Below are 12,878 nucleotides of genomic sequence, written 5' to 3' on the forward strand. Positions count from 1 at the left end.
CTAAGAATTGATTCTTTGGCTCTACGCATTCGCGCCTCCTGCCGTCTGCATGTCAAGGCGTGCGTACTCGGCCATAAAGCGCTCGGCTACGTCGAATAGCGCGGCCTCTGCGGCGTCTGCCCTTTCGGCCAGCATCTGCGGTGGCAAGACCCCGCCTCCACGGTCAAGCATGCCGACAATCCGCTCGTATCCCTCGGGACCGGTGTACAGCGTCAACCATGCTTCATTTAACCGGCAAATGGTTTCGTACCGCTCGCGCCCCTCGGTCTGCACGTGCGCGCTGATGACCGGCATTTGTGCTGCTCGATACCGGTCGAATTTTTTGAGCGCTTCGCACGTACTGATTTCCTTGGGGCGCGGCGGCGGTCTGCCCTCATCCAGAAACGTCCCTGCCTGCTGCTCGGTCACGAACTGCCCGCTGACGATCCATAAGAATGAATCCGTCGGGCTGTCGTACAGACAGGTGACCGGCACGGACTCCACCACCACGGCCACGCCGCGCACACGCTGCGTGGCCTCCATTGCATCGCACAACACCGTGCAGGTATAACGCCGGGCTTTCTGCTTCAGCCCTTCCAGTGAATGAAGTTTCATCCTGCCCCCCCTACTTCACGGCGCTGCGTTCATCGGCCTTACCGGGCGTGCCATTCCCCACCGCGCCATTGGGATGCCGGTTGGTGACAGGGGCACTGCGCTCTGCCTTGGGTGCCCGGTGATGCTGCTCGGCGGCGGTGCCCGTGTGGTGCTTCGCTGAATCGGAACCGCTGTTGAGGTCGTCGCGACCAGATGCTTTATCACTCATTTCACTCTCCATGTAGCACTACTAAACGATCGAATCAAAAAAGTAAGGGCGATTCGCCTTCAAAGCAAATCAGCACAGAATAGGTAAAACAGTCCGCGAGGTCGTCCGCGCGCTTGTACGCCAGTTTGTCACCAATGGCGAATGACGTTACCTGACTGACCAAGTGATTTCTGGTGATGCCCTTGTAATCGCTTACCTTGTCGTACGCGAATGCAGACAGCTTCAAACGTCCCTGATGAACCGGACCACTCGCCATGCTCGCGCGCCCGCTTTTGCCTGCCGCAGTGAGCGCACCGTCGATAGCACATGTCGGCCAGCCTGAACGCTCACCGTGTTGCAGCAACATGCTGCCGCTCTGCTTGTCTTCAATGAACGTACCCAGCACGCCGTATCGCGCGCGGCACTGCCTCGCCAGCACTTCGAGTCGCTGAAAGATGGACGGCAACCAGCCTATTTGAAGGTCCGACGTGATCTGTTGAATATCCCAATCGAGAATCACACACGGCGCACCGAAGTGCTTACTGACGGCAACAAAAATTACACCCGTTCCATCATTGGTTTGGCCGTCCTTCACTGCGGTGTCCACCACGGCATACACACCATCGCAAATCGTCGGATAGGGCACGCCGTGGCCGTCCTGCAACAGCGAAGGGAGTTTGAATAACGACTCACCACTCCATGACACAAAATTCGCCATGTACTCCTGTTCGAAGACCAGCGGCGGGTACTGGCTCTTAAGCGCCGCGACGGCTTGCGCATTGAGCATCGGATTCGCGGCGGTCGGCAAGTGATACTCTTTCCACACCACCGGCCATTTCGGACTTGCCTGCTTGATCGTGCAGGCTTTGTAGAAAAAAGCGGTGTCGTCAGCGCCCAGCGGCGTGCCCGCGATGTACGCATGGCCGTTGCGATCCAGCAAGGTCGGCGCGATGCTCAGATTGAAAATGCTTTCGAGGTCGGCGACTAACGATGCTTCGTCAATCAGTACCCGGTGATACCAACGGGACCGGCCCGCGTTTTCATCCTGCAACGTCCAGAATTCGATTAGGCCGCCACCGCGCAGCGTAATCAGCATTTCGGTTTTTGACGCGCTGATGATCGCCGGTTTAAGCGTGCTGGCGATGCTCTGAAACATCGGGAGCAACCGGGTGTAATCGGGGCTAAAAATCCCGATGCGCTCGCCCTTCAAGGCGCAGATTTCAGCGATGATTTCGAGTGCCATGCTCTTGCCCCAGCGCCTGCCGCACCGTAATACAGTGCGTGGTGCCAGCCCGGCCACTACCGCACGTTGTGAAGCATGCAGAGGCGATAGCACGATATCAGCCATCGCTGCCGCCAATGATCTTTAACAACGGCGTGGGCACAATCGCTGCTGGTGCGTCAGCAGGCTGATTCACGGACGGGATATCGGGGGCGTTCGTGATGTTGAGAACTACCGTGCCGCCCTCACCATCGCCTGCGTACTCATTCAACAGGCGTTGTGCAAGCCACTTGACGTTATCGCTCTTGAGTTTCGCCGCCTGCAACTTCTCGGCGCGGGTCGGTTCGCCCTTACCCTCAAGTGCTTTATCAGCCAAATCCGGCAGGTCGTCAGTCAGCGCATGAATCTTGATGCGCAACGCCTTGAGGTACTGATCGTTTAACAGGTCGTCCGTTTGAAACCTGCGACGCGCCGTCCAGACTGTCGGCATGCCGGGTGCCGAGCACGCTTCGGCCAGCGTCGCACCGTTGGCAATGGCCTGAAACAGCCGCTCGAACGTCTTGGCCGCGTAACCGCGCTTGGTCGGATTGCGTTTCCTGACCGCCTGAGGCTTGGCTTTAGCCGGTTCTGCTTTCTTCGGCTTTACTGCAAGCGTCTTTCCATTCAATTTCACAGCCACGGCACACCCCTACATTTTGGTGCCCTCCATGGCTGAATTGATAGATATGCTGCTGCGTGTTAGTCCTTATGGCTCCGACAGCGCGTCTAGGTCCGCCGCTGTTGCTCTAAGCCAGCCTGCCGCACAACTGATGTTTGAGTCAGAATCACCCGCACGTGCGCGCTCAATGAGTTTGATACATCCAACGAGCGTCCCCTCAACAGTTCGCAAATTCTCATCGCGTGTTCTTTCGCGCCCTTCAAAAGTTACATCATGAATCTTGTTCATTGTGGAAGACCTCCAGTTGTAACCACGGTGCTGTTCCGTTACATACCAAGATAGATTTCAGCGGGCAGGTCATTTACTGCAATTGCATGTTCGCCCTTGAACGGGCGCTTACGACCATCCACATAATCAGCAGGCCGTTTGTATCGCCGTGCATGATTCGCTACTACTTTTTCGGGGTTAGCCGCTGCCCATGCACGACTAGCTTCGTTGCAGCATGCTTTACAGCGGGGACAGTAGCCGCTTTTTCTTGAACGGTCGCTCGGGAAGTCTTCCACCGGCTTGGTGTTGCAGCACGTCGAACATTGTTTGTAGGTCGCCATGGCTGTCTCTCAATGCTTCGTTGCGGTTGCGGCTTCTGCGACCAGTGCCGCTTGCCGAATCCGGTCTAGGCGTCGCGCCACCACCGCGCTGGCGGCAAAGGTTTTCTTCAATAGCGGTGCAAAGAAGTCCCGGTCAGCCGTGCCGACCACCAGCAAATCGGCCTTCAGCAACAGCGCTTCGGATTGGTGAAGTAAATCCAGCATCGCGGCGCATGCAACCGCGTCATCCGGGGATGAACGGTCAGCCAATAGACCTACCGCACTATCGACAATGGTCAGCCGGTCGAGTACTTCAGCTAGTTCGTTCATTTGTTGCTCCGCTTTTTCGTCCCTTGCGCTTCAAGCTCAATTGCCCGCTGCGGATTGATTCGATACAACGTTGTTTGCTCAAGTGGTGGATCAACACGACGTTGCCGCACTCGCCCACATGGAATACTGACAGGCCAACGGGTGCGCGTGGTCATGACGAACTCCCTTGCCTTGCGGCCTTGCGTCTGGCGTACTGCTCGGCGTTGCGCTTGCTGATGACTTTCCTGAATTCCGGGTCTGTCGCATACCTTGCACGCTTTCTATCTGTATCTGCCATGCGCACCAAGTGTGCATTTTCCTGCTTCCACTTTTCGATTCGTTGGGTCCGTTCGTCGCGGTGCTTCTCGTACCACTCGCGATTCATCTCGTTACGACATGCCGCGCAATACACTGATAGCCCGTCCGCCGTGCTGGCGTCCCGGTGGAACTCAGACGAATCCGTTTTGCAGCGGGGGCAGTGTTTAAGAGCGCTCATGGTCGTTACACCCGTTGCGGCTGTCCGTTGATGTAGATCGTACCCAGCATCGTCGGACCTTCGAAATGCTGCATCCAAGATTTCTTGCTGCCAACAAACTCGCGTACTTCGCGTCCGCTGCGGTCAACGATCACGATCTCGGCAAGTCGGCCTTCACGTCGAGGTGAATCGAGTGCATCGCCAACAATCTTCTGTGTGTACTCCGCCAACGAGCGATCTGGAATGCTCCACGTGGCGAGGCGCTTGTGTTGCTCGGTGTGCTTCGCCAGCACGCCCAGCACGGCCTTTGTATAGGCTTCTGGTGACTTGTGCCCAATTTGCGGCTGGTAGACGTTCTCACCGGTTGCCTGTAGTGCGCGGTCAACGTGACCACGGATAGCTTCGAACCGCTGGCGCTCACCGGGTCCGTATGATTCGCGCGGGCTGGGTCCGGGACTGTCGGCGGCGATGCCCTTCAGCACTACCGGCATGACCTTGAAGTCAGAGTAATCGGCGTCGCTCATTTCACGCCCCATTCAGTAAGACGCTGGGCGTGGATGTAACGATTCCACGCCGGGTCATGCGACATGACCGTCATGAGGTGACGCGGTGCCTTGTAGGCGTCCATCCAGATAGATTTGTCGCCGGTCCACGTTCTGATTTCGCGGCCCGCATCATCGTGTTCGGTGTGTCGCACCAGCTTGCCCGGTTGGTTGCTGTGGGAAGCTTGTCCGTCATTGAATAGCCGGTCGAGGTCTTGCGCGCGTTCATCGTTGTTCATGGTCGCTGCTCCTTCAAACGTGATCGAGATTACGACGGCGTGCGATGCTCTGCTGTAGCGCCACGGTGTAACGTGCTGATAGCTGCGGGTCGGATGTACACCACCGCCACCAGCTTGCACGCGATGGATAACCCGGCGTCGCACAAATAGCCGTTAGCGCCTCACCCTTGGCCGTCCGCTCGATCACTGCATCAATGACGGTGTTCGGGTAGAAAGCACTAGTCGTGTTGTCGGGGTCGCGCACTTCGTCTCTCCTAAGTCCATGGTTTCAAGTTTACGCTTGGGGCTTCTAACGAGGAACACCAACAGGCTGCCGGTGTTGGGTAGCTCGCAAATCTTTTTTGCCCGCATCCGCCGTCGCCGTTCAATGCAATTGATTGCATAGAAATTCGCAGTCCTTAAAACGACCGCTGGCGCCGCTGCCACCCTCTCCCGCCACAACCACACCGACCACTGCCCGCCATCGCCACCACGCGGCCAGATTCAAGCCGCTGCGGCCTGCGCGTGCTTGGTCTTGGCTGCTATCTTGTCTTGAACCAACTTTTGAAAAGTCGACAACTCAACTGGCTTCACTGGTGCAGGCGGTGCCTTGATTGCAGGGGGCGGCGGTTGCCAGCCAATCATGCTCAGGCCTTCTCCCAGTTCCCACTGCCGATACTGCGCGTACAGCGCTTCATGCCTACGTAGGAAAAAATCCACATGGGGAACGTGCGTTGCCGGATTGTGCCTATCCGACTTATCAACCTTGGTTCCGTCCAGTACGGCCTGACGGTACTTCCCCCAATCTGCGTAATGTCCAAGGACATGGGTATTCAGCAATGCCTTCAGGAAGGGCGCAAAGGGCTTCCCTGCCCGTTCGTATCGGTCGCCCATGGCAACCAGCCGGCCCCGCTCATGGGCGGTCACTGCGGCCCCTGTGGCGCTGAACATCTCCACCCAGTCATTGGGTGTGTACGTGCTGGGCAAAATTTCGAAAATTTTCTTCTCAACAGCATTCGGGGTAGGTGTTGAAGGTGAATCTGTTTTTGAATTTTCTTCTCCTGTCGCCTTTGCCTGATCGCATTGATTTGCATCAAGGGTTTCAGGCAAGGCCTGAGAATCTGAATTTAAAGCTTTTGACTTTAAAGGTTCTTCTAAAGGTGTATATGTTTTAATCTCCCACTTTTCGGAAATAGCTGTGTCCTGATTTTCGGAAATAGCTAAGGACTCTGTAAGGCACTCGGCAAAGGTCGGCCAGCCGTTCAGGAATGCACTGCCCTGCGCAATGTTCAACCGGAATAGCGAGTGTTTGACGCCCTTAACCTTGGCCCCGTTCTTCCGGGTTAGCACGATGCCCCACTCAACCAGTTTACTGATTGCGTAGTCAATCTGTTTAGGATTCAGGTCAGCTTCGTCGGCTAGGTCATCGCGTTTGAATGCCCACCAGTGAAGCCAGTCACGTACTAGCAACTTGTCTGATTCATGGCCTGACAGATAGCGCGTAACCAGTTTCCCCAGCACGCGGGCAATCCGTTCATTTTTATGGCAGACACGCCGATAGGGTTCTTTCCAGTGGTGATTGGGTAATACAGGAACAACCCAGATTCGTTCAGGCAGTGGTCTAACGGGCGGGAGTACGTACATCCAGCCGGTTTGCAGTCTGGCGCAATCAGCCGCTTCGTCAAAGGTCGTGCAATTGTTTGCATCGACTACAGCTTGGGTTTCAGCTTTCGAGTTATTCATTTCAGACTCCTGTTCACGGGTTTGTAAAGTGCGTGAACAGGGTCTATAATCAGGATTCCTGTTCACCCTGTGTTGACGCACAGGACAAATTCAGCCCGGACCCTGAAATGGAATCCGGGCTTTTCTTTGCCGCCAGTTTTGCCGTGTCTGTATTCAGCGCCCTTTTCGGGCTGCTCTTTAAATCTGCCGTGTTGCTACTATTTGCCGCCCCAATCGAGTGGGGTCGTGCTGCTGCTTTTACGCTGCTTCCGTCTCGGCTTTCTGTTGCTGATGGGCCGTCAGTTCTTGTTCAGGGTTGCTGTTGCCCTGTTTCGATAGGAACTCATCCAAAGCCATGCGGATAGTTGAGGTAACGCTCATGCCCGTCCGTTCGTGATACTCGGCAAACGCGGTCTGCTGCTCGTCCGTCAACCCAAAGCGTTTTCCGACACTCTTGGCCTTGGCCCCGTACTTTCTGGCATAGGCCACTGAATAGGCTGTCGCACACTGTCTGCACTTGTATGAAAAACCACTGGGATTGCGAGCGTTCGGATAGAACTGGTCGCGTGGTTTCACTTCCTTGCAGGCGCTGCAAAGCAGTCCTGAAGGAATAGCTGGTTCCGGTTTTGTGAACATGATGGTCACGATGGCTCCCTCCTATGAGTACGTCATCCATCGTAATCAATATTTCAAGGTCCGTTTTTCGAGCAAATCCGCAGAATCACGAATTCGGCCAAAAAGTGACCTTTTTCGAAAAGCTCTTAGGAATACGAAGTTGTAACAGTTCGTTACCTCCACTCGATATGCCTACGTGCCCAACACGTGATTCCGCAATTCCACAATTCCAAAGGCACACACGGACAGGTGTGGGAATCACGGAATTACGGAACTCCGACACTCATTCGACCAGCCGGTAATACCGTTCGAACGCCGCGCCTGCACTTCCCAAACGCTTCACGTCCACAATCGCCACCACACCAATACCAACAAGATACGTAATAGCCGATTCCAGTTCGGCGCTAGATAGGCGACTGGCTTTCAATAGCGCGGCCCGTCCGGTCAAACGGCTGTCAGCGGCGATATCGTTGTAACGGTCGTGCGCGGCGGTCTTGAATGGTCGCCGCCCCGCCACGGCTTCCCGGATGATCTGCTCCACCTTGTGGGCGTTGCGAACCACGGGTGAGTCGGTCATGTCGTCCACGAATCGCAGAAGGCACGACTGGCAGAAGGCAACAAAGTGTGCCGCCCACTCCATGTGTTCGGGCGTCACGACCTGTATGTCGTTCCACACCGCGAGCACCAGCGCCACACGCTTGATGTGTTCAATGGTACGCATCGCCAGCGTGCGCCGTACGCCGTCCGCAAGTCGTGCCTGCTGATCAAGTTCGTGGCTCAACTGGCGTTCGCACTCCCTCGCCCCCTCGGTCATCGGAACGATGCCGCCGCTGTGTGCCACAGCATGGGCCAAGGGTCCGATGGTCTGCTCAAGATCGCCGCGCAGACTGCCGTGCAGCGCATCAACGAGCGAGGGCAGGTCAAGGCCCGCCACCACCAGACACCGGCCCATCAATCCGTTATCAACGAGACCCGGACTCACGCGGCCCATGCTGGCAAAGGTCGTCGTACCGAACAGCGTAAGGTGCGGATTCGGGATACGCATCGGTGGACGTTTCGCCAGCGCGCGCGTGGTTATGAACGAACTGCCCGCGCTGTAGCCTTCAAGTAGCATCTTCTCAGCATAGTTCGTATGCGCCGCTGCGCCCTTGCCGAACCCGGCTATCAGGTGCCCCACTTCATCCACCACCAGCGACGCCCGCGCGTGCGTACTCCGCAGTAGCGAATCCTCCATGCCCTGCCCGGAACCGACATTGGATATCACGTCGCCGCTGACGCCCGCCACGTCCAGCACGTTCTTCACCAGCTTGAGCGGGCCGTCCTTTCCCGCGCCGGTTTCGGCCAGTCCAACTATATACAGGTTGCCGCGAAGCTCGTCTGAAAGCGCCCACTGTCCGTTCATGCATGCGCTCATTGCCGCGAGTGCAGCGGCCACCGTCAATTCAGGTTGGCGGCGGTTCTGATACCGCAGCGATAGACCGACCATCTGCGCCATGGGGCCGCGAAAGGGCTCAGGGCATCCGTGCGGCGCGTCTGTGTGTCGGTATTCAGGATGCCCCGCTTCGTCGGCCTCGGCGCGGTGGCCTGATTCGGCGTCGTCCGCCGATACGATATTGCTCATCATCACTCCGTTGATTCTGCGGCGTCGCCGCGTTGGTCGGTCGGAGTGCATGAGGCGCAAAAGCAAATGGAGTTGCACGACCTGTCCCAGTGGGAAGGCCCTCATGCAACTCCATTTGCAGTATGAAATGACGAACGGCATCTGTTTCTGCCGCTCCGAAATCCATTATAGGACAGACTATAGGTTTGTCAAATACGATAGGTCCACGCCCCGACTGGGTTATAGCGGGACAATCGGCTGAAAATATTAAAGTGAACGCTCACTCACATTAAATCGTGGCAAATTTCGTGGCAAATTACACCTACAGTTAAACTATAATTACCTTAAACCCAGCGTTTACGGGCGTTGTTCATATTACGTGCTAGTTCCAATACTCAACTCAGACGCGGAACGACGCGATGGACTCAAAGCACTGCTGCGGCAAATCGACCGGCTAGCGCGCTTTAACGAAGCACAGGATTGGCGTCAGGTTGAACGTACGCTCAAGCGCCTGCCGCCCGACCTGCTTGTGATTGATTGGCAGGACTGGATGTCGGTTGACGATACCCGTCGCCTGCTCAGCCATTACCCGGACTTGCGCATTGCAGTGCTGACCGACGAAGTCTCGCCGACTGCGGTGCGGGACCTCATGGACGAGGGCGTGCTCGGCGTGGTCCCCCGCGAAACCGATCCGTGCCTGATCGTGCGCGCTTTCGAGATGGTCCTGCTCGGTGGTCACTATGTGCCGGCCGGCGCGCTGGCGCTCAATCCTCCGCTACCGCCGGATGCCGCCATCCGGCCGTTCGATGAAAAGAGCCCGCCGCCACGTCGGACCAAACTTTCTAACGGCCTGTCGCCCCGCCAGGAGCAGATCATGCGCTGCGTTCACATGGGCAGCACTAACAAGATGATCGCGCGCACGCTCGGCATCAGTGAAGGCACGGTCAAGATCCATCTGACGAGCATATTCCAGCAACTCGGAGCGCCCAACCGTGCCGCCGCGGTCGCGCTCTACAACGGCTGGCTGTCGGCTCATTTGCAAGTACTGCGCAACGATGGCGAACAACCGGTTCGTCCGGTAATGGGACAAGCCGGCGTGGTGCCGTTGCGGCACCGCACGCTGCGGCGCTTCCAGTATCCGTTGCCCGCGAACGACACGGCCGACACGCTGCCCATGGCAGCCGAACCGAGCACGCCTTACGGCGATGCGCCCGCCGGGCCAGCGACGGAGCAGGTCACGCAAGGTTCGGCATAACGTCAGCCGGCGCTCTCGCCAGAATCGGAACGCGCATTTTCTGGCGGCGCTCGCGCCGGCTGGCATGGAATCCGCTCACACCTTTTCTCGTCCAACGAGTAATATGAGATACATGGGTTTCCTCTACACACCGCTTCCGTTCTGGGTCGCTGTCGGTGGCTGGATCGCCACTGCGATAGTGGTCGCGCTCGCGCTGTGGAAAAATCCTTTCAAACGACTTCAGGACGGCACACTCCAGCATGTCTGGCTCGCGATTATTGTCGCGGTGTCGGTCCTGTGGGCGAGCAACGCATGGCTCGACGACGGCACTGTCATGCATCTGCTCGGCGCCACGCTAGTCGTCACATTATTCGATTGGGCGCTGGCGCTGATCGCCATGGCGATAGTCACCGGTCTCGCCGCTGTCGTCTTCGACGCCCCCTGGCAGGGCATTGCGCTGACGTTCATCGTGTTCGGCGCGCTGCCTGTCGGCATCTCTACCTTGATCCAGCGTGCCAGCATCGCCTGGTTGCCACGCAATCTCTTTATGTTTATCCTGGGCCAGGGTTTTGTCTCACCCGCCATTGCGGTGTCGCTCACGGCGGCTGCAGCGCTCGGCGTTCACATTACGCTCGCCGACGGTTCCATGACCGTGGTGCCGGTCGGCTACGCGTTCAGCGTGCTTCTGCTAGCCACCGGCGAGGCCTGGTTCACGGGCATGTCAACGGCATTGATCGCGGTCTACCGCCCGGCGTGGGTCACGACTTATGATGTGCGTCGATACCGATTGGGCGGGCCACGTACCTGACACGGGCTCGGCATCGAGCACGCATCTACGGCTATCTGCTGTCTCGCATACAAAGCGCCCGAGTGCACGCACCACGACAGGACAAAATATTTGTGTCAGGATTGAACTCCTCCCTCCCGCCGTGCATCTTACGTGCCTCACGTCTCATTAGCGTCTAACGAACTAGATGGATAGCACCAACGTACCGCGCCGATTGCTGCGGTTGGTCGGCCGGTTAGCAACATTTGCAGCGGGTCTCTCGCTCATATGCACTGCTCCCGCATACGCCGATCAACTCGAACAGCACAACGATCTCGTCAACAAATTTGTCAATGACATGCACGCAGACCCGCTGGTCGCGGACTGTGCTGCTCACGGCAACTTTGTTGCAAGCACATCAACCGCCTTCGACCATGTCGAATTTCCACCCAGCTCTTTCGACAGCGCGCATGCGTCGGTCACCCCCTGGAACGATTCGTTCGACGACGGCAAGCAGCGCGTCAAGGTGGACAACATCGTTACCGTCGAGGGGCTCGGAATCCGCCAGAGCGGCGGCGGAGATCCAGCCGATCTCAAGTTCCGCTGCGGCTATGTGGGCGCCCAGATGCTGGCGTTCAGCTGGAACGATCCGGTGCCGCCAGCCCGTGCGCATAGTTCCGGATCTACTGGATCACGAGCGTCTTCGGGCAAGCATAAGAGTGTGAAGGGCAAGCACTCCGCTAGCGGTAAAACCACGAAGAAAGCGACGGGCAAGTCCTCAAAGGCAAGTTCGGGGAAATCTTCGCGAACGACTTCCAGCAAGTCTTCGGGCAAATCGACCGCGAAAAAATCCCCGGCGAAAAAGACTCAATAACGGGCAAGACCCGCGGCCGTTTTCACTCACCCGCGCCGCAAGTCATGTCGGCACTAAAAAACGGGGCGCACACTTCTAAAGTGTGCGCCCCGTTTTTTATACAGCGTCCGGTCAGGCGAACGTCTCCACGTGCCGCAAAATCGCCTGCAGCATGGCGGCGCCCAGCGATGCGCTACGTTCGCCGTTCCAACCCACCCGCTCGTCCGGCAGATTGGCGTTGTCCTTGAACGGCATCTCCAGCGTCAACGACAGACAGCCGAATTCGTTGCCGATGTACTTCGAAGCCAGCTTGAGCGCGTCCTCGCGATACTTGCTCGCGGCATAGCCGTACTTGTCCTGGAAGTCCGGGCTCGCATGCTTGAAGGCTTCGATGAATGCCTTCTGTTCCTCTCCCTGCCGCTCGGTGAAACCCGGCAGCATTTCGGAGCCGGCTACGAACACGTACGGCAGCGCCTCGTCACCGTGGATATCGAAAAAGAGGTCGCAGCCAGTCGCGTGAATTGCGTCGCGCACCACCAGCACCTCAGGACTGCGCGCGGCGTCCGGCTCCATCCATTCGCGGTTCAGGTTCGCGCCCGTCGCGTTAGTACGCAGATTGCCATGCACACTGCCGTCCGGATTCATGTTCGGCACGATGTAGAACACCGCGTGATCGTAGAGCTTGCGCGCCACCGGATCGCCCGCCCAATCGCCCCAACCCGCGAGACGCTTTACGAGACCTTCGATAAACCATTCGGCCATCGTCTCGCCAGGATGCTGGCGCGCGATCAGCCAGATCTTTTTCCTGGGCGTGTCACCGGTTTGCGGCGTGCCCAGCGTCAGCAGCGACATCGGCCGGCCTTCGACCGTCTTGCCCAACTCAGTGAGCGTGGCCTGCGGCATCTGCTGGACCGCACCGAGAAACTCCGAGTGACGTTCCTCGCTATACGGTTCGAAATACGCGTAGTAAATGCGGTCGAAATCCGGCGTGTGGTGGATCGTCAGTACGCGGCCGTCATAGGTAGTCGGCACACGGAACCAGTTCACCCGGTCATAGCTTGCCACTGCCTGATAGTCGCGCCAGCCTTCGGCGAAAGCGCATGCCGCGGCGTTTTCGAAGGTCATCACACAGCGCTCGCCGGCCGCGCCGGACAACCTGAAATAGAACCACTGCGCGAACTCGGCGTGGCTGTCGGGCCGCACGCGCAGACGGATGTTGCCGGCGTCTTCGCAGGCCAGCACTTCGATCGCGCCTGCGTCGAAGTTGCTCGTAATCGATAACGTCATAATAATCTT

General features: G+C 57.7%; 16 protein-coding genes. 3 read left to right on the plus strand and 13 right to left on the minus strand.

What is annotated here, in order from left to right; translation table 11 throughout:
* Positions 1-21 precede the first annotated feature (21 nt).
* From ACUN0E_RS35290 to ACUN0E_RS35345, 12 genes are all read right to left on the minus strand, one after another.
* Positions 22-594 (minus strand): hypothetical protein, encoded by a 573-nt coding sequence (locus ACUN0E_RS35290; protein WP_445569511.1) that lies wholly within the window; start codon positions 592-594, stop codon positions 22-24.
* A gap of 10 nt (positions 595-604) precedes the next feature.
* Positions 605-802, minus strand: coding sequence for a hypothetical protein (locus ACUN0E_RS35295; protein ID WP_445569512.1), 198 nt, complete (start codon positions 800-802; stop codon positions 605-607).
* Between the two features lie 34 nt (positions 803-836).
* Entirely contained in the window at positions 837-2,024 is a 1,188-nt protein-coding gene (locus tag ACUN0E_RS35300; protein WP_445569513.1) for a hypothetical protein, read from the minus strand.
* 97 nt (positions 2,025-2,121) lie between these two features.
* Positions 2,122-2,682 (minus strand): terminase small subunit-like protein, encoded by a 561-nt coding sequence (locus tag ACUN0E_RS35305; RefSeq protein ID WP_445569514.1) that lies wholly within the window; start codon positions 2,680-2,682, stop codon positions 2,122-2,124.
* A gap of 305 nt (positions 2,683-2,987) precedes the next feature.
* Entirely contained in the window at positions 2,988-3,269 is a 282-nt protein-coding gene (locus ACUN0E_RS35310) for a hypothetical protein (protein ID WP_445569515.1), read from the minus strand.
* A 9-nt stretch (positions 3,270-3,278) separates the two neighbouring features.
* The gene (locus tag ACUN0E_RS35315; protein WP_445569516.1) at positions 3,279-3,578 is read right to left on the minus strand and encodes a hypothetical protein; all 300 of its coding nucleotides are present in this window, start codon (positions 3,576-3,578) and stop codon (positions 3,279-3,281) included.
* A 480-nt stretch (positions 3,579-4,058) separates the two neighbouring features.
* Entirely contained in the window at positions 4,059-4,556 is a 498-nt protein-coding gene (locus ACUN0E_RS35320; RefSeq protein WP_445569517.1) for a hypothetical protein, read from the minus strand.
* A complete protein-coding gene (locus ACUN0E_RS35325; RefSeq protein WP_445569518.1) occupies positions 4,553-4,813 on the minus strand; it encodes a hypothetical protein in 261 nt (86 codons plus the stop codon). Before ACUN0E_RS35325 ends, ACUN0E_RS35320 begins: the two co-directional genes overlap by 4 nt.
* Before the next feature lie 13 nt (positions 4,814-4,826).
* Positions 4,827-5,057, minus strand: a complete 231-nt coding sequence (locus tag ACUN0E_RS35330; protein WP_445569519.1) for a terminase small subunit-like protein — start codon at positions 5,055-5,057, stop codon at positions 4,827-4,829.
* Positions 5,058-5,296: 239 nt separating this feature from the next.
* Positions 5,297-6,535 carry a hypothetical protein gene (locus tag ACUN0E_RS35335; RefSeq protein WP_445569520.1) on the minus strand — a complete coding sequence of 413 codons (1,239 nt, stop codon included), beginning with the start codon at positions 6,533-6,535 and terminating at the stop codon, positions 5,297-5,299.
* A gap of 237 nt (positions 6,536-6,772) precedes the next feature.
* Positions 6,773-7,159 (minus strand): hypothetical protein, encoded by a 387-nt coding sequence (locus ACUN0E_RS35340; RefSeq protein ID WP_445569521.1) that lies wholly within the window; start codon positions 7,157-7,159, stop codon positions 6,773-6,775.
* A 253-nt stretch (positions 7,160-7,412) separates the two neighbouring features.
* Positions 7,413-8,828 (minus strand): DUF3987 domain-containing protein, encoded by a 1,416-nt coding sequence (locus ACUN0E_RS35345; protein WP_445569522.1) that lies wholly within the window; start codon positions 8,826-8,828, stop codon positions 7,413-7,415.
* 280 nt (positions 8,829-9,108) lie between these two features.
* On the opposite strand from ACUN0E_RS35345, the gene ACUN0E_RS35350 reads away from it, so the two are divergent.
* The 3 genes from ACUN0E_RS35350 to ACUN0E_RS35360 all read left to right on the plus strand — a co-directional run bounded on the left by ACUN0E_RS35350 (position 9,109) and on the right by ACUN0E_RS35360 (position 11,603).
* Positions 9,109-9,984: a LuxR C-terminal-related transcriptional regulator gene (locus ACUN0E_RS35350; protein ID WP_445569523.1), complete on the plus strand. Its 876-nt coding sequence runs from the start codon at positions 9,109-9,111 to the stop codon at positions 9,982-9,984.
* Positions 9,985-10,096: 112 nt separating this feature from the next.
* A complete protein-coding gene (locus tag ACUN0E_RS35355) occupies positions 10,097-10,771 on the plus strand; it encodes an energy-coupling factor ABC transporter permease (protein WP_408234846.1) in 675 nt (224 codons plus the stop codon).
* 166 nt (positions 10,772-10,937) lie between these two features.
* Positions 10,938-11,603, plus strand: a complete 666-nt coding sequence (locus ACUN0E_RS35360) for a BspC domain-containing protein (protein WP_408234843.1) — start codon at positions 10,938-10,940, stop codon at positions 11,601-11,603.
* Positions 11,604-11,714: 111 nt separating this feature from the next.
* Here ACUN0E_RS35360 and ACUN0E_RS35365 read toward each other — a convergent pair whose 3' ends face one another.
* Positions 11,715-12,869 carry a M14 family metallopeptidase gene (locus ACUN0E_RS35365; RefSeq protein WP_445569524.1) on the minus strand — a complete coding sequence of 385 codons (1,155 nt, stop codon included), beginning with the start codon at positions 12,867-12,869 and terminating at the stop codon, positions 11,715-11,717.
* Positions 12,870-12,878: the final 9 nt, after the last annotated feature.

The sequence above is a fragment of the Paraburkholderia sp. D1E genome (genome assembly GCF_052682275.1).